This is a genomic window from Asanoa ishikariensis (genome assembly GCF_900107455.1).
Lineage (GTDB): Bacteria > Actinomycetota > Actinomycetes > Mycobacteriales > Micromonosporaceae > Asanoa > Asanoa ishikariensis.
This window is the reverse complement of record NZ_FNQB01000002.1, coordinates 337389-356279: the sequence shown is the minus strand read 5'-3', so window position 1 is coordinate 356279 and position 18891 is coordinate 337389. Positions and strand designations below refer to the sequence as shown.

The following is an 18891-nucleotide window of genomic DNA, read 5'->3' as shown; positions in this document are numbered from 1 at the left end:
GGTTCGCGCGCGTCGCGGAATCGTGACCTAGGCTCCGCAGGGTGACCCATTTCGACGCGGCAGCCGCCGCGGTCCAGGCCGCTCTCGACGCCGGGGCGCGCTACGCGGACGCGCGGGTGATGCATCGGCGCACCGAGTCCATGTCCGCACGCAACGGCGAGCTCGAAGAGCTGAGCCAGGACGAGGACGCCGGTGTCGGCGTACGCGCACTGGTCGGATCCGGTTGGGGCTTCTACGCCGTGCCCGACATGTCTGACCCAGCCGCCCGCGCGGCCGGCACCCGCGCCGCGAAGATCGCCGCCGCGAGCGCGAGCGTGCCTGTCCCCGCCACCGGCCTGATCCCACTGCCCGCGGCGACCGGCTCCTGGTCGTCTCCCTGCGAGGTCGACCCGCTGAGCGTGCCGCTCTCCGACAAGGCCGAGCTGATGGTCGGGCTCACCACCACGATGCGCGAGCACGGCGCCGACCTCGCGGAGAGCCACTACCGCATCTGGGACACCGCGAAGTGGTTCGTCTCCAGCGAGGGACACCGCATCGACCAGCGGTTCCGCGAGTGCGGTGGCGGCATCACGGCGACCTCGATCGGCGACGGCGAGTCGCAGCGAAGGTCCTACGGGAACCAGTACGGCACCCGAGGCTGGGAAATGGTCACCGGGCTCGACCTGCCCGGCAACGCGGCCCGGGTCGCGATCGAGTCGCGCGAGTTGCTGACCGCGGCGCCCTGCCCGGCCGGACAGACCTCGCTGATCCTCGGCAGTGAGCAGATGGCGCTCCAGATCCACGAGTCGGTGGGGCACGCGATCGAGCTCGACCGGATCCTGGGCTGGGAGGCCGCCTACGCCGGCACCTCCTGGCTCGACCTGAGCAAGCTGGGTTCGATGCGCTACGGGTCGTCGCTGATGAACATCGCGATCGACCCGACCATCCCCGGCGCGCTCGGCAGCTTCGGCTTCGACGACGAGGGCACCCCGGCCTCGGCCCGTTACGCGGTGCACGAGGGCCTCTGGGTCGGCGTGCTCGCCGGGCGCGACTCCGCGTCGGTGGCCGGTCTGGACTACGCCGGCAGCGTGCGCTCCGACGGCTGGGCGCGGCTCCCGATGGTGCGGATGACCAACGTCGGGCTGGAGCCCGGGCCGCACACGCTCGAAGAGATCATCGCCAGCACCGACGACGGGATCTTCATGGACACCAACCGGTCCTGGTCGATCGACGACCGGCGACTCAACTTCCAGTTCGGCTGCGAGATCGGCTGGGAGATCAAGAACGGCAAGATCGGCCGGATGCTGCGCAACCCGACCTACACCGGGATCGGACCGACCTTCTGGCAGTCGATGGACATGCTCTCGTCGGAGGTCACGGCGTGGGGCATCCCGAACTGCGGCAAGGGCCAGCCGGGCCAGACCGGGCACACCGGCCATCCCGCGGCTCCGGCCCGGTTCACGGGCGTACGGGTGGGGGTGACGGGCTGATGTCGGCGGAGCTCGATCTCGCGGGCCGGGTCGTCGACCTGGTCCGGCGGCTGGCCGGCAGCGGCGCGCAGGCCGAGGTGCTGGTCGACCACACCGCCCTGGCGCTGACCCGGTTCGCCAACTCGGGGATCCACCAGAACGTGGCCGACGCGACCTCCGCCGTCCGGCTGCGGGTCCACCTCGACGGCCGGACCGTCGGCGGCTCGACCACAGTGGTCGACGAGGCCGGCCTGACCGCGCTCGTCGAGCGGACCATCGCGGCGGTGCCACTGACCCCGGTCGACCCCGGCTGGCCGGGCCTCGCACCGGCCGCGCCGCTGGTCACCGACGGCGCCTGGGACGAGGCGACCGCGCAGGCCACGCCCGACGAGCGGGCCGCCCGCGTGCGCGCCTTCGTCGACGCGGCCGAGGGATTGGAGACGGCCGGCTACTGCCGCACCGTGTACTGGTCCGGCGCCTTCGCCAACAGCGCGGGCCAGGCGGTCGCGGGTCGGGCGGCCGAGGCGGCGATGGACGGCATCGCGCGCGTGCCGGGCTCCGACGGCGTCGCGCGACTCGGCTCGCGCCGGCTCGCCGACCTCGACGGCGCGGTGCTCGGCGGTCGGGCCGCACTCAAGGCCCGGGCCGGCGCGGACGCGATCGAGCTGCCGCCGGGCCGCTACGAGGTGGTGCTCGAGCCGACCGCGGTGGCCGACCTGCTGACCAACTTCGCGCTGTACGGCTTCAACGGGAAACTGCACAACGAGCGGCAGTCGTTCGCCGAGATCGGTGCGGCGCAGTTCGACCCGGCCGTGACCCTCGTCGACGACGTGACCGCGACCGCGGGTGTCGGCATCCCGTTCGACGGTGAGGGCACGCCCAAGCGGCCGGTCACCTTCGTCGACGCGGGCATCACCACCGGCGTCGCGTACGACCGGCGGTCCGCGGCCGAGGCGGGCACCGTCTCCACCGGGCACGGCTGGCCCGGTGGCGGCGCGTTCGGGCCGGTGCCGGCCAACCTGCGGCTGCTGCCCGACGAGAGCGCCCCGACCGCGGCCGTGGCCGGGCCGGCGGCCGACGGGCACACCGCCGCGCTGCTGTCCACGATGGAGCGTGGCCTGCTGGTCACCGACTTCTGGTACACCCGGGTGCTCGACCCGAAGACCCTGGTCGTGACCGGGTTGACCCGCAACGGCGTATGGCTGGTGGAAGACGGGGAGATCACCCGGCCGGTCCGGAACTTCCGGTTCACCCAGTCCTACCCGCTGGCCCTCGGGCCGGGTGCGGTGCTCGGGGTCGGCGGCAACGCGATCACGCCGGCCGACAGTTGGGACCTGTTCGGCTTCACCGGTCCGTCACTGCGGCTGGCTTCGTGGAACTTCACGGGTGGCGCGTCGGGATAGATTCGTCTGTATGACGACCCCGCCACCCCCGCCGTATCCGAGGTCGCCCGACGCGCCCGAACCGGATAAATTGGTGGATCCTGCGCCCGCTTCGGCGCCGGATCCCGACACGGCAACGACTCCCGGTCCAGACAATAAGGACAATCGGGGTCGTCGCCGGATTGTGATCGCGATCGTGGTCGCCGCCGTCGTGGTGGTGCTCGGTGCCTGCACGGGCATCTCGATCGGCGTGGCGCGGCTCGTCGGCGCCGTCGACGAGGCGAGTGCCGACGGCCGCGACCGGGTGCGGGTCGACGACGCGTGCCGCGCGCTCGAGGTGCGGCTCAACCGGGTGGCGCCGCCGGGCTCCGCGGCCGGTCCGCGCCAGCGTGCCGTCGCGATCCGCAACGAGAACGCCGCCCTCCAGCCGTTCCTCGACGACCTGCGCCGGGTCGCCGAACGCGACCGGGACGACCGCGCCGACGACCGGACCGTGAACATGTGGACGGAGCTCGTAGAGGCCCGCACCGCGTACGCGAACGCGCTCGACCGACAGGCCTCGTCGGGTGCTCCGGCGTTCTTCGTCGCACCGAGTGGCGACCGCGACCTACCGGTGCTCGAACGTCTCGAAGACCTTCACCGCGACTGTTCGCCGTCCGTACGCCGGCTCGGTGCACCCGATCTGTAAGTGCGTCGAGCGGATTGATCACACCCGCTGGCACCTCTGCGAGCCGCTTGATTCCCCCGGCGTAACGTGTGCACCGTCACGCGCCGGCCAGCGGCCATAAGAACCTTGCGGGAGACTTCATGACGACAACGGCGACGAGGCCGGTCGGGGCGCAGGCGCGCGCCTCGATTTCGGCTCGGACGTTGCGTACGGATCGATGGTGGATAGCGCCCCTCATCACCGTGATCGGGCTGAGCGCCTGGATCGCCTACGCGACCGTCCGGGTCTACATGCACAAGTGGTTCTTCGTGGAGGACTACCACTATCTGACGCCGTTCTATTCGCCATGTCTTACCGACAGGTGCGGCGAGGCGGCAGAGTTCGGCACCTTCCTGCCGAGCTGGTGGATCATCCCGGAGGCGGCCCTCACGCTGCCGTTCCTGCTGCTCTTCCGGCTGACGTGCTACTACTACCGCAAGGCGTACTACCGCTCGTTCTGGCTTTCCCCGCCGGCGTGCGCGGTCCCCGACGGTCACAAGACCTACTCGGGCGAGACGCGCTTCCCGCTGATTTTCCAGAACGCCCACCGGTACGCGTTCTACGCCGCCGGCATCATCTCGGTCATCAACACGTGGGATGCCATCAAGGCGTTCCACAGCCCCGAGGGATTCGGCTTCGGGCTCGGCAACCTCATTCTTATTTTGAATGTGGTCATGCTCTGGGCCTATACGCTCTCCTGCCACTCGTGCCGGCACATCGCGGGCGGGCGGCTCAAGCACTTCTCCCGCCACCCGGTGCGTTACCGCTTCTGGACGTTCGTGTCCAAGCTGAACACCCGGCACATGCAGCTGGCCTGGATCACTCTCGCGACGCTCGCCATCACGGACTTCTACATCATGGCGGTCTCGGCGGGATGGTTCGGCGACGTGCGGTTCATCAACTGAGGCGACTGACATGACTGAGCGAATCGAACGACACCACTACGACGTCGTCGTGATCGGCGCCGGCGGCGCCGGCCTCCGCGCGGCGATCGAGGCACGGCTGGCCGGCAAGCGGGTCGCCATCATCTCCAAGTCGCTGTTCGGCAAGGCCCACACGGTGATGGCCGAGGGTGGCGCCGCCGCGGCGATGGGCAACGCGAACTCGCGCGACAACTGGCAGGTGCACTTCCGCGACACCATGCGCGGCGGCAAGTTCCTCAACAACTTCCGGATGGCCGAGCTGCACGCCAAAGAGGCGCCGCAGCGGATCTGGGAGCTGGAGACCTACGGCGCGCTGTTCGACCGCACGCCGGACGGCAAGATCTCGCAGCGCAACTTCGGTGGTCACGAGTACCCCCGCCTCGCGCACGTCGGTGACCGCACCGGCTTGGAGCTGATCCGCACGCTCCAGCAGAAGATCGTGTCGCTCCAGCAGGAGGACAAGCGCGAGTTCGGCGACTACGACGCCCGGATCCGGGTGTTCGCCGAGACCACCATCACCGAGCTGCTGCTCGACGGTGACCGGATCGCCGGCGCGTTCGGCTACTACCGCGAGTCCGGCGACTTCCTGCTGTTCCAGGCGCCCGCGGTGGTGCTGGCAACCGGCGGCGTCGGCCGGTCCTACAAGGTCACGTCGAACTCCTGGGAGTACACGGGCGACGGCCACGCGCTGGCCCTGCGCGCCGGCGCGACGCTGATCAACATGGAGTTCCTCCAGTTCCACCCGACCGGCATGGTCTGGCCGCCCTCGGTCAAGGGCATCCTGGTCACCGAGTCGGTCCGCGGCGACGGCGGCGTCCTCAAGAACTCCGAGGGCAAGCGGTTCATGTTCGAGTACGTCCCCGACGTCTTCCGCAAGCAGTACGCGGAGACCGAGGAGGAGGCGGACCGCTGGTACACCGACCCGGACAACAACCGGCGCCCGCCGGAGCTGCTCCCCCGCGACGAGGTCGCCCGCGCGATCAACAACGAGGTCAAGGAGGGTCGCGGCACTCCGGCCGGCGGCATCTACCTCGACATCGCGTCGCGTCGCTCGGCCGAGTACATCCAGAAGCGCCTGCCGTCGATGTACCACCAGTTCAAGGAGCTGGCCGACGTCGACATCACCAAGGAGCCCATGGAGATCGGCCCCACCTGCCACTACGTGATGGGCGGCGTCGAGGTCGAGCCTGACTCCGGCGCGGCGATGGGGCACGTGCAGGGCCTGTTCGCGGCCGGCGAGGTGTCCGGCGGCATGCACGGCTCCAACCGGCTCGGCGGCAACTCGCTGTCCGACCTGCTGGTGTTCGGCAAGCGCGCCGGCGAGTTCGCGGCCAGCTACGTCGACAGCATGGAGAAGCGTCCGACCGTGCCCGCGGCCGACGTCGAGGCGGCCGTCGACACGGCGCTCGCCCCGCTCGCGCGGGAGACGGGCGAGAACCCGTACAAGCTCCAGCAGGATCTGCAAGCGGTGATGGGCGACCTGGTCGGCATCATCCGCCGCAAGGGCGAGCTCGAGGACGCCCTGACCCGGCTCGCGGAGCTGCGCGTGCGGGTCGCCAACGTCGGTGCGACCGGCGGCCGCCGGTACAACCCGGGCTGGCACCTCGCTCTGGACCTGCGCAACATGCTGGTGGTCTCCGAGTGCACCGCGAAGGCGGCGCTGGAGCGGGAGGAGTCGCGGGGCGGCCACACCCGCGAGGACTTCCCCGCGATGTCCGCGAAGTGGCGGACGGTCAACCTCGTCTGCTCGCTCGACGGCGACAAGGTCCGGCTCGAGCACAAGCCGCTGCCGAAGATCCGGCCGGAGCTGGTCGGGCTCTTCGACCGAGGCGAGCTTTCGAAGTACCTGACCGAGGAAGAGCTGGCGGAGTTCGACACGTCTGCTACCGAAGGGGCGAGCAAGTAATGGGAGAGAAGCGCCAATTCAAGGTCTGGCGTGGTGACGAGACCGGCGGCGACCTGCAGGACTACCAGGTCGAGGTCAACGAGGGTGAGGTCGTGCTCGACATCATCCACCGGCTCCAGGCCACCGAAGCGCCCGACCTCGCCTGCCGATGGAACTGCAAGGCCGGCAAGTGCGGCTCGTGCTCGATGGAGATCAACGGCATGCCGCGGCTGGGCTGCATGACCCGGATGTCGACGTTCTCCGAGGACGAGACCATCACGGTGACGCCCTTGCGCACCTTCCCGGTGATCCGCGACCTCGTCACGGACGTCTCGTTCAACTACGAGAAGGCCCGGGAGACGCCGGCGTTCGCCCCGCCCGCCGACCTGGCACCCGGCGAATACCGGATGCAGCAGATCGACGTCGAGCGCTCGCAGGAGTTCCGCAAGTGCATCGAGTGCTTCCTGTGCCAGAACACCTGCCACGTGGTGCGTGACCACGACGAGAACAAGAAGGCGTTCTCGGGTCCGCGGACCTTCATCCGCGCGGCGGAGCTGGATATGCATCCATTGGACGCGCGGGAAGACCGGAAGACGTACGCTCAGCAGCATCAGGGCCTCGGGTACTGCAACATCACCAAGTGCTGCAGCGAGGTGTGCCCTGAGCACATCAAGATCACCGACAACGCGATCATTCCGATGAAGGAGCGCGTGGTGGACCGTAAATACGATCCGCTGGTGTGGCTGGGCAGCAAGATCTTCCGCCGGCACCCTGACGATGACCAGTTGGTACAGTCCGGCTCCAGCCATGCGGTTTCCGCGGGCCCCGCCATGACCGGCGTGGACCTTCCGGACGCACACGAACGCACCGAGGAGCAGGAAGTGGAACGAGGCGTCAACTGGCACCGGCGGGTCGGGCCCGCGCAGCTTCCGGCGGTGGGCGCCAACGGCCGCCTGGGCGTCAGCGAGGCCGCGTTCGACCGCTCGGGAGCCGCATCACCGTTCGGCGACGACGTGGAGTTCCCGATGCCTCCGCGCGACCTCAACTACGCGCACCCGGACCAGGACTGAGGCTTTTGTAAGGGCCCCCGGCTTCGGCCGGGGGCCCTTTTTCTATTGGCCCAGCCAGGGGCCGGCGCGGAGGGCCTCCACGATCGGGGCGTCGGCCGGGAGCCACGGCACGTCGTCGAGCTCGTCGGGACCCAGCCAGCGCAGGGCGGCATGCTCCAACGGCTTCGGGTCGCCGTCAACCAGTCGTGCGGCGAAAATCTTCAATACGGTACGGCGGTGTCCCAACGGGATATCGTCGCCGATGCGATCACCGACCGCGATCCGCACACCCAGTTCTTCCTGGCATTCCCGCACGAGTGCACCGGTCTCGGACTCACCCGGCTCGACCTTCCCGCCGGGAAACTCCCACATGCCGGCTAATTCCGGAGGATGTGCCCGGGCGCAGGCCAGAACTTTACGCTCAGCAACGATGGCGGCACCGACGATGACGAGGATGGTCGCACTCCCCCGGCTGGCGGACTGACTCGGACGTTCGGCGTGCACGAGCAACCAGCCTGCCAGATGAAATGTCGTTTCGGGTGCCGGAGCCGTCCCCTAGGTCACCACAAGGGGGAAATGTGGGCGTGGACACCAGGGCCGGTCAGCGAAAGACTGAGGGCGCCGAACCATGACGAGATGGCGGCGATTTGGCCACAAGCCGGCAACGACGCCTGGGAGGTGTGGATGCGAGCCCTGTGGAACGGTCGGGCCCGAGGCGACTATCTGTCAGACGCGCTCGCCCTGCTGGCCGGTTGGTCGCGCGAGGACAAGCAGCTCAAGCGGGTGTTCCAGCTCGACAACTCGCAACACAGCGATCTCACCGAACGGGTGAAGGTCTGCGCGGACGCATTGCGCCTCAGGGCTGAAATCCGTCGCCTCGATGGTTACACACAGGTCAAGCTCGCAGCCGCCGACGGGGTGTCGATCACGGAACGCGAAGTGACGCTCGCGGCGCGCATCGAAGACGCTTACCGGCTCGTTCTCAACGTGGAGTAGCCAGTCGGCGACCTACCGCCACTCGCTGCTGTGGGTATCCGGCGCCACTCTCCTGGGTTGCTTACTCGGTGCGCTGTGGCCTTTCCTCGTCACCGACGGTTACGAAGCCACCGGCTCCGCCGTCACGTACGCAGGTAGGAAGCGCCGTTGATGTCGATGACCCCGCCGGTCATCGACTCCGTGCCCGGCGTGGCCAGGAAGACCACCAGCTTCGCCACCTCGTCGACATCCGCGATGCGCCCGATGGCGGTCTCGTTGCGGATCGCCTCGCCACGAGGCCCGTTGAGGTAGGGCGCGGCCATGTCGGTGTCCACGTACCCGGGCGCGACCGCGGTGACGAAGATGTTGTGCTGGCCGAGCGCCTTGGCCAGCGACTGGCTGAGGCTGTTGAGGCCGGCCTTGCTGGCGCCGTAGGCCGGGTGGGTCGGCTCACCCCGGAACGCGCCGCGCGAGGTGATGTTGACGATCCGCCCACCGCCGGCGGCGACCATGTGCGGCACGACCTCGTGGATCAGGTTGGCGGGCCCGGTCAGGTTGGTGTCCATCGTCCGCCGCCAGACGTCCTGCCACTGCTCGTAAGAGGTCTCGAGCACAGGATGCGGCTCGTACGTCCCGGCGTTGTTGACCAGGACCCCGATCGTGCCGTGCCGGGCGACCACCTGGTCGACGAGCTCTTTGATCTGGGCCGGGTCCTTGAGGTCGGCCGGCAGCATCTCGTGGCCACCGGCGCCGAGACTGTCCACGGTCTCCTGCGCGGCGGCCTTGTTGGTCCCGTAGTGCACGACCACGGTCGCGCCGCTGCCCGCGAGCCGCTGGGCCGCCGCCCGCCCGATCCCCCGCGAGCCGCCCGTAACCAACGCCACCACACCATCGAGACTCATGGCGACAGCATGCCCGGCCCCGCCCGTGCTGCCTAGCGTGAGAAATCTCGTCCTTGACCGCGGCCCTTAGCGTCGTTCGTATGACGACCACGAACGCCAAGTACGACCGGAAAGAGCAGTTGCGGCAGATCGAGAGCGGCCTGTTGCAGGGCGAGGAGGTCATCGCGGTCTACGACGCGATCGGCGCCGGCACTGGTTTCATCGGTGTCACCAACCGCCGCGTGATCGTGCAGGACAAGTCGTTCATCGGCAAGAAGGTCGCCATCACCAGCATCCCGTACGCCAAGATCACCAGCGTGAGCGTGGTCAGCAACAAGTCCTGGGGCGGAGCGTTCTTCTCGACGGGCACGATCGCCATCCACGTGGGCGCCCACACGTACGAGGTCGAGTTCCGCGGCTCCGACAAGGCCCACCACGTCCACAACGTGGTGCTGCACTACATCACCGGATGACGGGATTCCACAGGCGCTTGGCGGCGATCGTGACACCGGGAGCCCGGTAGTAGGGGTCGGCGGCAACCAACGCCTCGAACTCTTCTTCGGTGGCCACGTCGAAGATCAGCAAAGCCCCGGACTCGTCGGCGTACGGGCCCGCCATCGCGACCTTCCCGCGCTCCTTGAGAGCCGCGAGGACCTCACGGTGTGCGGGCCGGTGCTCCAGCCGCTCAGGGTTGCCGTCGAAGGCCAGTTCGAGCAGGTACATAAGTCATCCCCAGACGTCGAAGCGATCCGATCGAAAGCGTAGCCAGCCCGGATCTGGCGAAGCCTCGAGCCGGCTGGTTCAGGCCGGCCGAGACGAAGGCTCGACGCCGGCGGGTCCCAGTCGGCCGAGGCGACCTTCTCGACGATGCGGTGGCCCCGCACGCCGGCCTCGCCGGGCCGGGCCGTCGGACCCGGGTCAGACGTTGAAGCGGAAGTCGACGACGTCGCCGTCCTGCATCGTGTAGTCCTTGCCTTCGATGCGGACTTTGCCGGCCGCCTTGGCGGCGCTCATCGTGCCTGCGGTCATCAGGTCGTCGAAGGAGACGATCTCGGCCTTGATGAAGCCGCGCTGGAAGTCGGAGTGGATCACGCCAGCGGCTTCCGGGGCGGTGGCGCCGACCGGGATCGTCCAGGCGCGGGATTCCTTCGGGCCGGCGGTCAGGTAGGTCTGCAGGCCCAGCGTCCGGAAGCCCACCCTGATGAGCTGGTTGAGGCCCGGCTCCTGCTGGCCGATCGACTCCAGCAGCTCGCGCGCCTCGTCCTCGGGCAGGTCGATCAGCTCGGACTCGACCTTGGCGTCCATGAAGACGGCCTCGGCCGGGGCGACCAGGGCCCGCAGCTCGTCGAGGAACGCCGCGTTGTTGAGCTCTTCCTCGTCGACGTTGAAGACGTACAGGAAGGGCTTGGTGGTCAGCAGGTGCAGCTCGCGGAGCTGGTCCACCTCGATGCCGGCGGCGGCCGCGCCGCCGTAGAGGGTCACGCCGGTGTCCAGCAGCTCAGCGGCGGCCTTGGCCGCGGTGACCATCGCCGCGCGGTCCTTGCGGAGCTTCGCTTCCTTCTCCAGCCGCGGCAGTGCCTTCTCGATCGTCTGGAGATCGGCCAGGATCAGCTCGGTGTTGATCGTCTCGATGTCGTCGGCCGGGGACACCTTGCCGTCGACGTGGACCACGTTGGGGTCCGAGAAGGCCCGCACGACCTGGCAGATCGCCGACGCGTCGCGGATGTTGGCAAGGAACGCGTTGCCGCGCCCCTGGCCCTTCGAGGCCCCGCGGACCAGCCCGGCGATGTCCACGAACGAAACGGGAGCCGGCACGATCTTCTGCGAGTCGTACAGGGCGCCCAGCTTCGGCAGCCGGTCATCCGGCAACCCCACAACGCCGACATTCGGCTCGATGGTTGCGAATGGGTAGTTCGCCGCAAGCACGTCGTTCTTAGTCAGTGCATTGAACAGCGTGCTCTTGCCGACGTTGGGCAGGCCGACGATCCCGATGGTCAGACTCACAACAGACCAGCTTACGCAGGGAAGCTCAGTGGGTCGTGGCCGGCTTGGGATGGGCGGCCTAGGGGCAAGATCAAACGGTGGATCTGGGGGTGCCTTTGTCTCGGCACCGCGGGGCCCCGGGGTTGGCGGCCGGTGTCGTGGTTGCCTCGGGCGCCCTTCGGATCTCGACGGGTGCTCGGGCTTTGGTGGGGCGCTGTTGGTGGTCTCCGGGGCTTTGCCCCGGACCCCGCCCGAGCTGCGGAGGCCCGGGAGGGGTGGGTCTCGTTGTCGGACTTCGCAAGGGCATCAGGATCTCCGGGCGGTGACAAGGTCGTACGTCCGGTGGGGCGCTCCACCTTGTCACCGCCCGGAGATCCTGACTTGAGGGCTACGCCCGACAACGAGACCCACCCCGGCTGCGGCTTGATGTGTGGTTGTTGATCTTCGATCGCGGCCCTGGGTGGACCTGGCGGGGCGGTCTGCAGCGGGGCAGCGGTCGCGACCGATGACGGCCCGCCGCCCGGCACAAACCGCGGCAGCGCGCGGCTGCTGCCAGCCCGCCGCCTTGCGCGAGGCGCCGTAGCGGCCAATCGCCAGGTCCAGGTCCGGGGCGTCAGGCGGTCGCCGGTTCGCGCGAACCGCGGCAGCACGCGACCGCTGCCAGCCCGGCGCCTTGCGCAAGGCGCCGCGGCGGCCGATCACCAGGTCCAGGTCCGGGGCCCGGGGCATCAGGCCGTCGCCGCTTCGCGCGAACCGCGGCAGCGCGCGACCGCTGCCGGCCCGCTGGCTCGCGCAAACCGCGATCGCCGCCGACCCGCCGCTCCGCGGAAGGCGCGGCAGCGGCCGATCACCAGGTCCAGACGGTCGAGGGGTCAGGCGATCGCTTGCCACCAGCCGTCGACCGCGGGTGGGGTGTCGACGTCGACCCGCTCGCCGGGGCGCGGCACCGCTAGCGTCACGCCCTCGGCTTTGGCTTCGGACCATAGGCGGTCCGCTGGCTCTGACCAGTCGTGGAAGGCCAGCACGAACGTGCCCCAGTGCAGCGGGATCAGCAAGCCGCCACGGACCGCCTGGTGGGCTCGGACCGCGTCTTCCGGGGTCATGTGGATGTCTGGCCAGCCGTCTCCGTAGGCCCCGATCTGCATCAGGGTCGCGTCGAACGGGCCGTGGGCCGCACCGATCTCGGCGTAGCCGTCGAAATAGCCCGAGTCGCCTGTGTAGAAGACCTTGCGGCCGTGGCCGGCTACCACCCAGGACGCCCATAGGGTCTCGTCTCGGGTTAGGCCCCGGCCTGAGAAGTGGCGGGCCTCTGTCGCTGTCAGGGTTAGGCCGGCGACTGTGATCGACTCGTCCCAGTCGAGCTCGATCACTCGCTCCGGTGGGACGCCCCAGGTGGCGAAGTGGGCGCCGACGCCGAGCGGGACCACGAACGGGGCCGTTGACGTGCGGGCCAGCTCCTGGATCGTGGGTAGGTCCAGGTGGTCGTAGTGGTCGTGCGAGATCACGATCGCGGCCAGCGTCGGTAGTTCGTAGATCTCCACCGGCGGCTCGTGCAGGCGGCGGGGGCCGACCAGGTGGGACGGCGAGCAGCGCTCGCTCCACACCGGATCGAACAGGACCCGGTCGCCGTCGATCTCCACCAGCGCGGACGAGTGGCCGTACCAGGTGAGGTGTAGGCCCTGGGTCGTCGCGTGCGACGGCGCTGCCAGCGGGATCGGCAGGCGCGGCTTGCGGCGTTCGCGGTCGCGCAGGAACGAGCCGAGCATCGAACCCGCCGGCTGCGTGAGGGTGCGGGCGGGGACCCGGTTGTGGAACTTGCCGTCGCGCCACTGTGGCGACGGGGCGACCCGGCGCTCCTCGGGGCTGGCGCCCATCGCCCGCGGCACGTCACGTGCCGCCCAGGCCAGCGCCGCAGCGGCCGCGCCCAGGATCCCCAACGCCCATGTCGACTTCTTCGCCATGACCACAAGTGTGCAGCACGGTACCGACAAAAAGCTGAGCGTCGACACAGCTAGCGGCCATGTCCGAATCCCGCGAGCCAGAATGGCCGAAGCGAGGCAGGATCGATGGCATGGAACTGGAGTTCGAGCGCTGCTACCGCGCAGTCGACAGCCGCGACCAGCGGTTCGACGGCTGGTTCTACACGGCCGTGACGTCGACCGGGATCTACTGCAAGCCCTCCTGCCCGGCCATCACGCCAAAACGGGCAAACGTCCGCTTCTACCCCAGTGCCGCCGCAGCTCAGCGGGCCGGGTTCCGGGCCTGCCGCCGGTGCCGGCCGGATGCCGCCCCGGGTTCACCCGAATGGGACGTGCGGGCCGACACGGTCGGTCGCGCGATGCGGCTCATCGGCGACGGCGTGGTCGACCGCGAGGGGGTTCCCGGGCTCGCCGGCAGGCTGGGCTACACCGAGCGCCACCTGCACCGGATGCTCACCGAGGAGCTCGGCGCCGGTCCGCTGGCACTGGCGCGAGCACAGCGCGCTCAGACCGCCCGGATCTTGGTCGAGACCACCGACCTCGGCCTCGCGGAGATCGCCTTCGCGGCCGGTTTCGGCTCAGTGCGGCAGTTCAACGACACGATCAAGGAGGTGTACGGCGGCCCGCCGTCGACGCTGCGAGCGACAAAAACGAAGGCCAAGGAGGCCGGCGTCGTCAACCTGCGGCTCGCCTACCGTCCCCCGCTGCACGCCACCGCTCTGCTCGAGTTCCTCGCCGACCGCGCCATCCCCGGCGTCGAGGAGGTGACGGACGGCACGTACCGCCGCACGATGACCCTGCCGCACGGCGCGGGCGAGGTGGCCCTGACGCCGATCCCCGGTCACGGCACCGGCGCACACGTCGCCGCGACGCTGCGGCTCAAAGACGTCCGGGACCTGGCGCCCGCGGTAGCCCGCTGCCGCCGGCTGCTCGATCTGGACGCCGACCCCGAGGCGATCGACGCCACCCTCGAGGCCGACCCGAAACTGACCAAGATCGTCGAAAAGGAGCCGGGGGTACGCGTCCCGCGCGCCGTCGACGGCTTCGAGACGGCGGTCCGGGCGATCGTCGGCCAGCAGATCTCGGTGCCGGCGACCCGCACGATCCTGGGCCGGATCGCGGCCGCGACGGGCCAACCGGGCTTCCCGGACCCCGCCATGGTCGCGGACCTGCCGGACGAGGCCCTGCCGATGCCGGCCGCCCGCCGGGCGACGATCCGCGGCCTGGCCCGCGCGGTCGCCGACGGCACCGTCGACCTCGACCTCGGCGCCGACCGCGAGGAACTGGTCACCAGCCTGGTCGCCCTGCCGGGCATCGGCGCCTGGACGGCCGGCTACGTCGCGATGCGCGCCGCCGGTGACCCGGACGTCTTCCTGCCCACCGACCTGGCCGTCCGCCGGGGCGCGAAGAACCTCGGCCTGCCGGACGACCCGAAAGCACTGGAAGCGCACGCCGCGAACTGGCGGCCGTGGCGCTCGTACGCCCTGATCCGTCTCTGGAGGAACGCGTGAACACCACCACCATGTCCACCCCCACCGGCCCGCTGACCATCATCGCGACCGACGCGGGTGTCGTGCGCGCCGCCGGCTTCACCGACAGCGTCGACGAGCTGCTCGCCCTCGTACACCCGAGTTTGCGTGGGCAACCACAGCCCCAGCAGGACCTCGGCCCGATCACCGACGCGGTCAAGTCCTATCTGGACGGTGATCTCACGGCGCTCGACGCGGTGCCGGTGGAGCAGCGGTCCGGCGGAGGCTTCCTCGGCCGCGCCTGGGACGTGCTCCGCGACGTCAAAGCCGGCGAACCGGTCACGTACACGGAGTTCGCGGAGCTGGCCGGGCGGCCCGCGGCGGTCCGGGCGGCCGCGCAGGCCTGCGCCCGCAACGCGATCGCGCCGTTCGTGCCCTGCCACCGGGTGCTGCGCACCGACGGCACCCTGGGCGGCTACCGCTACGGACTCGAAGTGAAAAAGTGGCTTCTCGGGCACGAGATGCGTTAGGACACTCGCAGCGTTTACCGTCACGGGGTGCGTACCAAAGGTGACCATCAGTCAGGGGTACGCAACCTGTGGCGGCTTCGCCGCTACCTCCGCCCCTACCGCCTCCAGTTCACCGGCCTGATCCTCGCCGCACTCGCCGGCACCGCCGTCGGCATCGCGGTGCCGCTGGTCATCCGCCGGGTGGTCGACGGGCCGATCGCCCACCACGACCCCGGCGGCCTGTTCGCGCTCGGTGCTCTGGCGCTGCTGCTCGGAGTCGCCGAGGCCACGCTGACCTTCATCCGCCGCTGGTCACAGTCGAGTCAGGCGCTCGGCATGGAGGCCACCATCCGGCAGGAGATCTACGCGCACCTCCAGCGGCTGCCGGTCGCGTTCCACGATCGCTGGCAGAGCGGCCAGCTTCTCGCGCGGGTCACCGCCGACCTGTCGGTCATCCGCCGCTTCCTCTCCTTCGGCCTGCTGTTCCTGATCGTCAACCTGGCCACGTACGCCGTGGTGGTGGGTCTGTTGATCCAATTGCACTGGCCACTTGGCCTGTTGGTCGCGGCTAGCTCCGTGCCGCTGGTCGTGGTCAGCCGCCGGTTCACCCGCACCTACCTGCGCACCTCGCGGCGGATGCAGGACGAGCAGGGCGACCTGGCCACCCAGGTCGAGGAGACCGCCCGCGGCCTGCGCACGGTGAAGTCGTTCGGCCGGCAGTCGTTCATGAGCGACCAGTTCGGCAGCGGCGCCGATCGGCTGCGGGACACCGCGGTCGACAAGGGCCGCCAACTCGCCGGCACGTCCGCCCAGTTCGACCTGGTGCCCAACCTGACGCTGGCGGCGGTGCTGGTGGCCGGCGCGATGGAGGTCGCCGCCGGCCGGCTCACGATCGGCGAGCTCGTCGCCTTCGTCACGCTCCAGCTCATGCTGATCTGGCCGATCGAGTCGCTGGGCTGGATCATCGGCAACGCACAGGAGGCGATGACCGCCTCGGACCGGATCTACGAGGTGCTCGACGCGCCACCCTCCATCGTGGACCGCCCGGGCGCGACAAAGGCCGGGCCGGTCAAGGGCGAGGTGTGCTTCGACAACGTGTGGTTCAGCTATCCCGGCAGCGACGTGCCGGTGCTGCGGGGCATCTCGCTGACCGTGCGGCCGGGCGAGACCCTCGCCGTGGTCGGCACCACGGGCTGCGGCAAGACCACGCTGGTCTCCCTGGTGCCCCGGCTCTACGACGTGACCTCGGGCCGGATCACCCTCGACGGCCGCGACATCCGCGACCTGCGGATGTGTTCGCTGCGCGAGGTGGTCGGCGTCGCGTTCGAGGAGCCGACGCTGTTCTCCATGTCGGTCCGGGAGAACCTCGCGCTGGGCCGCACCGACGCCACCGACGACGAGATCCACGAAGCGCTCGCGCTGGCCCAGGCCGACTTCGTCGAGGACCTGCCCTGGGGTCTCGACACCCGGGTCGGCGAGCAGGGGCTCTCGCTGTCGGGCGGCCAGCGGCAACGGCTGGCGCTGGCCCGGGCGATCCTCAGCCGGCCCCGGGTGCTGGTGCTCGACGACCCGCTGTCGGCGCTCGACGTGCACACCGAGGCGCTGGTCGAGAAGGCGCTGGCCGGTGTGCTCTCGGACACCACCGCGCTGCTCGTGGTGCACCGGCCGTCGACCATCGCCCTGGCCGACCGCGTGGCGCTGCTCGCCGGTGGGGTGATCGTCGCGACCGGCACGCACTCGGAACTTTTGGCCACCGTGCCCGCGTACCGGGCGGTGCTCTCCGAGGCGGCGGCGATCGCGGACGCCGCATGACGGCGCACGCCTGGCGCGGCCGGGCCGCCGACCTCGATGCCGACCGGACCGCCGCCGAGGCCAGCGACCCTGCGGCAGTCGCGCGCCTACGGGTACGCAGCCGAGTGCTGTTGGGTTCCCTGGTGCGCCCGCACCGGCGCGCGCTGGCCGCCACGATCGTCCTGCTGCTGTTGCAGAGCGTCGCCGGGATGGCCGGGCCGTTCCTGGTGATGCTCGCCATCGACAAAGGCATCCCGCCGCTGCGCCAGGGAGATCCGACGATCCTGATCGAGGTCGGCCTGGCTTTCGTGGCGGCGTCCTTGACCGAATACTTCGGCAAGCGCGGCTTCCTGCGCCTGTCGGCCCGGATCGGCCAGGACGTGCTGCGCGACCTGCGACAACGGGTCTACGACCACTTCCAGCGGCTGTCGATCGGGTTCCACGAGCGCTACACGTCGGGCCGGATGGTGGCCCGACTGACCAGCGACATGGACTCGATCAGCGAACTGGTCGACGGCGGCATCGACGACCTGGTGCTGGCCGGGCTGTCGGTCGTCTCGGTGGCCGGCGTGCTGCTCTACCTCGACGCGCCGCTGGCCCTGGTGACGCTGCTGACCTTCCCGTTCCTGCTGTTCCTGTCGCGCTGGTTCGCGCGCGCGTCGGCCGTCGCCTACCGGCGTACCCGGGAAGCGGTCGCTCTGGTGATCGTCCACTTCGTCGAGTCGCTGGGCGGCATCCGGGCGGTGCACGCCTTCCGCCGGGAGCCGCGCAACCAGCAGATCTTCGACGAGCTCAACAACGACTACCGGGTGGCGTCGCTGCGCGCGTTCCGGCTGATCGCGGTGTACTCGCCGAGCATCAAGCTGATCGGCAACGTGGCGATCGCCGGCGTGCTGACCTTCGGTGGCTGGCAGGTGCTGCACGGCCGGACGGCGATCGGTGTGCTGGCCGCGTTTCTGCTCTACCTGCGCCGGTTCTTCGAGCCCATGCAGGAGCTGAGCCAGTTCTACAACGCGTTGCAGTCGGCCACGGCGGCGCTGGAGAAGCTGGCCGGGGTGCTCGACGAGCGGCCGGCGGTGCCGGAGCCGGCCCGTGCGGTGCCGCTGCCAACGGCCGGCGGCGGGCGGGCGATCACCTTCCAGAACGTCACCTTCGGCTACCGCGACGGTCCACCGGTGCTGAGCGACTTCACCATCGAGATACCCGCGGGCCAGATCGTGGCGCTGGTCGGCGCCACCGGCGCGGGCAAGTCGACCGTGGCCAAACTGGTGGCGCGGTTCTACGACCCGGACTCGGGCACCGTCCGGCTCGACGGCGTCGACCTGCGCGACGTGGGCGATACCGACCTGCGTCGGGCCGTCGTCATGGTCACCCAGGAAAACCACCTGTTCGCGGGTACGGTCGCCGACAACCTGCGCTTCGGCCGCCCCGATGCGACGGACGCGGAGGTGGTGGCGGCGGCCCGGGCGATCGGGGCGCACGATTTCGTCGCCGCGCTGCCGGAGGGCTACGACACCGACGTACACCGGCGCGGTGGTCGGCTGTCCGCCGGGCAGCGACAGTTGGTGGCGTTCGCGCGAGCGTTCCTGGCCGACCCCGGCGTGCTGATCCTCGACGAGGCCACATCTTCGTTGGACGTGCCGACGGAACGACTGGTCCAACGGGCGCTGCGGACCATCCTGCGGCAGCGCACGGCCCTGGTGATCGCCCACCGCCTGTCCACGGTCGAGATCGCCGACCGCGTCCTGGTCGTCGACGACGGCCGGGTGGTCGAAGACGGCCCACCGAGCCGCCTGATCACGGGCGGAGGCCGCTATGCCCGACTACACACCCAGTGGCAGGACTCGCTGCTCTGATCCAAGTGCGCTGCGTGACCACCTCTGAGCGCGGGCTGGACAGTTGCTGGCAGAG

General features: G+C 69.9%; 17 protein-coding genes. 12 read left to right on the top strand and 5 right to left on the bottom strand.

The window, feature by feature from the left end; all coding sequences use genetic code 11:
- The first annotated feature begins 41 nt into the window (after positions 1-41).
- The 6 genes from BLV39_RS15975 to BLV39_RS15950 all read left to right on the top strand — a co-directional run bounded on the left by BLV39_RS15975 (position 42) and on the right by BLV39_RS15950 (position 7414).
- Positions 42-1469, top strand: a complete 1428-nt coding sequence (locus tag BLV39_RS15975; protein ID WP_090792426.1) for a TldD/PmbA family protein — start codon at positions 42-44, stop codon at positions 1467-1469.
- Positions 1469-2851 (top strand): TldD/PmbA family protein, encoded by a 1383-nt coding sequence (locus BLV39_RS15970; protein WP_090792423.1) that lies wholly within the window; start codon positions 1469-1471, stop codon positions 2849-2851. Before BLV39_RS15975 ends, BLV39_RS15970 begins: the two co-directional genes overlap by 1 nt.
- 175 nt (positions 2852-3026) lie before the next feature.
- Entirely contained in the window at positions 3027-3518 is a 492-nt protein-coding gene (locus tag BLV39_RS15965; protein WP_176984936.1) for a hypothetical protein, read from the top strand.
- A 119-nt stretch (positions 3519-3637) separates the two neighbouring features.
- Complete coding sequence (locus BLV39_RS15960) at positions 3638-4441, top strand: hypothetical protein (RefSeq protein WP_090792416.1); 804 nt, start codon at positions 3638-3640, stop codon at positions 4439-4441.
- 10 nt (positions 4442-4451) lie between these two features.
- Complete coding sequence (locus BLV39_RS15955; RefSeq protein WP_090792413.1) at positions 4452-6365, top strand: fumarate reductase/succinate dehydrogenase flavoprotein subunit; 1914 nt, start codon at positions 4452-4454, stop codon at positions 6363-6365.
- Positions 6365-7414, top strand: a complete 1050-nt coding sequence (locus BLV39_RS15950; protein WP_090792410.1) for a succinate dehydrogenase/fumarate reductase iron-sulfur subunit — start codon at positions 6365-6367, stop codon at positions 7412-7414. The genes BLV39_RS15955 and BLV39_RS15950 overlap by 1 nt, the downstream gene beginning before the upstream one ends.
- Positions 7415-7456: 42 nt before the next feature.
- On the opposite strand, the gene BLV39_RS15945 is transcribed toward BLV39_RS15950, so the two are convergent.
- Positions 7457-7897: a (deoxy)nucleoside triphosphate pyrophosphohydrolase gene (locus BLV39_RS15945; RefSeq protein ID WP_090792407.1), complete on the bottom strand. Its 441-nt coding sequence runs from the start codon at positions 7895-7897 to the stop codon at positions 7457-7459.
- A gap of 180 nt (positions 7898-8077) precedes the next feature.
- Between BLV39_RS15945 and BLV39_RS15940 the strand changes: the two genes are divergently transcribed.
- Positions 8078-8389, top strand: a complete 312-nt coding sequence (locus tag BLV39_RS15940; protein ID WP_090797377.1) for a 4a-hydroxytetrahydrobiopterin dehydratase — start codon at positions 8078-8080, stop codon at positions 8387-8389.
- 122 nt (positions 8390-8511) lie between these two features.
- Here BLV39_RS15940 and BLV39_RS15935 read toward each other — a convergent pair whose 3' ends face one another.
- The gene (locus tag BLV39_RS15935) at positions 8512-9270 is read right to left on the bottom strand and encodes an SDR family NAD(P)-dependent oxidoreductase (protein WP_090792404.1); all 759 of its coding nucleotides are present in this window, start codon (positions 9268-9270) and stop codon (positions 8512-8514) included.
- Positions 9271-9350: 80 nt separating this feature from the next.
- On the opposite strand from BLV39_RS15935, the gene BLV39_RS15930 reads away from it, so the two are divergent.
- Positions 9351-9722, top strand: coding sequence for a PH domain-containing protein (locus BLV39_RS15930; protein ID WP_090792401.1), 372 nt, complete (start codon positions 9351-9353; stop codon positions 9720-9722).
- On the opposite strand, the gene BLV39_RS15925 is transcribed toward BLV39_RS15930, so the two are convergent.
- From BLV39_RS15925 to BLV39_RS15915, 3 genes are all read right to left on the bottom strand, one after another.
- Positions 9712-9972, bottom strand: coding sequence for a YciI family protein (locus BLV39_RS15925; RefSeq protein WP_090792398.1), 261 nt, complete (start codon positions 9970-9972; stop codon positions 9712-9714). The genes BLV39_RS15930 and BLV39_RS15925 overlap by 11 nt on opposite strands.
- A 195-nt stretch (positions 9973-10167) precedes the next feature.
- Entirely contained in the window at positions 10168-11253 is a 1086-nt protein-coding gene (gene ychF / locus BLV39_RS15920) for a redox-regulated ATPase YchF (RefSeq protein ID WP_090792396.1), read from the bottom strand.
- Between the two features lie 851 nt (positions 11254-12104).
- Positions 12105-13193, bottom strand: a complete 1089-nt coding sequence (locus BLV39_RS15915; RefSeq protein ID WP_090792393.1) for an MBL fold metallo-hydrolase — start codon at positions 13191-13193, stop codon at positions 12105-12107.
- A gap of 110 nt (positions 13194-13303) precedes the next feature.
- Between BLV39_RS15915 and BLV39_RS15910 the strand changes: the two genes are divergently transcribed.
- The 4 genes from BLV39_RS15910 to BLV39_RS15895 are packed head-to-tail and all read left to right on the top strand — an operon-like array spanning position 13304 to position 18836.
- On the top strand, positions 13304-14722 hold the full coding sequence (locus BLV39_RS15910; protein WP_090792390.1) for a DNA-3-methyladenine glycosylase 2: 1419 nt from the start codon (positions 13304-13306) through the stop codon (positions 14720-14722).
- An 11-nt stretch (positions 14723-14733) separates the two neighbouring features.
- Positions 14734-15210, top strand: coding sequence for a methylated-DNA--[protein]-cysteine S-methyltransferase (locus tag BLV39_RS15905; protein WP_090797373.1), 477 nt, complete (start codon positions 14734-14736; stop codon positions 15208-15210).
- 27 nt (positions 15211-15237) lie between these two features.
- Complete coding sequence (locus BLV39_RS15900; RefSeq protein WP_090792388.1) at positions 15238-17001, top strand: ABC transporter ATP-binding protein; 1764 nt, start codon at positions 15238-15240, stop codon at positions 16999-17001.
- Entirely contained in the window at positions 16998-18836 is a 1839-nt protein-coding gene (locus tag BLV39_RS15895) for an ABC transporter ATP-binding protein (protein WP_090792385.1), read from the top strand. The genes BLV39_RS15900 and BLV39_RS15895 overlap by 4 nt, the downstream gene beginning before the upstream one ends.
- Positions 18837-18891: the final 55 nt, after the last annotated feature.

What these genes read in the sequence shown, in the direction of transcription:
- BLV39_RS15970 (WP_090792423.1), top strand. Translation starts at nt 1,469, where the DNA reads ATGTCGGCGGAGCTCGATCTCGCGGGCCGGGTCGTCGACCTGGTCCGG.
- BLV39_RS15960 (WP_090792416.1), top strand. Translation starts at nt 3,638, where the DNA reads ATGACGACAACGGCGACGAGGCCGGTCGGGGCGCAGGCGCGCGCCTCG.
- BLV39_RS15955 (WP_090792413.1), top strand. Translation starts at nt 4,452, where the DNA reads ATGACTGAGCGAATCGAACGACACCACTACGACGTCGTCGTGATCGGC.
- BLV39_RS15950 (WP_090792410.1), top strand. Translation starts at nt 6,365, where the DNA reads ATGGGAGAGAAGCGCCAATTCAAGGTCTGGCGTGGTGACGAGACCGGC.
- BLV39_RS15940 (WP_090797377.1), top strand. Translation starts at nt 8,078, where the DNA reads ATGCGAGCCCTGTGGAACGGTCGGGCCCGAGGCGACTATCTGTCAGAC.
- BLV39_RS15935 (WP_090792404.1), bottom strand. Translation starts at nt 9,270, where the DNA reads ATGAGTCTCGATGGTGTGGTGGCGTTGGTTACGGGCGGCTCGCGGGGG.
- BLV39_RS15930 (WP_090792401.1), top strand. Translation starts at nt 9,351, where the DNA reads ATGACGACCACGAACGCCAAGTACGACCGGAAAGAGCAGTTGCGGCAG.
- BLV39_RS15925 (WP_090792398.1), bottom strand. Translation starts at nt 9,972, where the DNA reads ATGTACCTGCTCGAACTGGCCTTCGACGGCAACCCTGAGCGGCTGGAG.
- BLV39_RS15915 (WP_090792393.1), bottom strand. Translation starts at nt 13,193, where the DNA reads ATGGCGAAGAAGTCGACATGGGCGTTGGGGATCCTGGGCGCGGCCGCT.
- BLV39_RS15910 (WP_090792390.1), top strand. Translation starts at nt 13,304, where the DNA reads ATGGAACTGGAGTTCGAGCGCTGCTACCGCGCAGTCGACAGCCGCGAC.
- BLV39_RS15905 (WP_090797373.1), top strand. Translation starts at nt 14,734, where the DNA reads ATGTCCACCCCCACCGGCCCGCTGACCATCATCGCGACCGACGCGGGT.
- BLV39_RS15895 (WP_090792385.1), top strand. Translation starts at nt 16,998, where the DNA reads ATGACGGCGCACGCCTGGCGCGGCCGGGCCGCCGACCTCGATGCCGAC.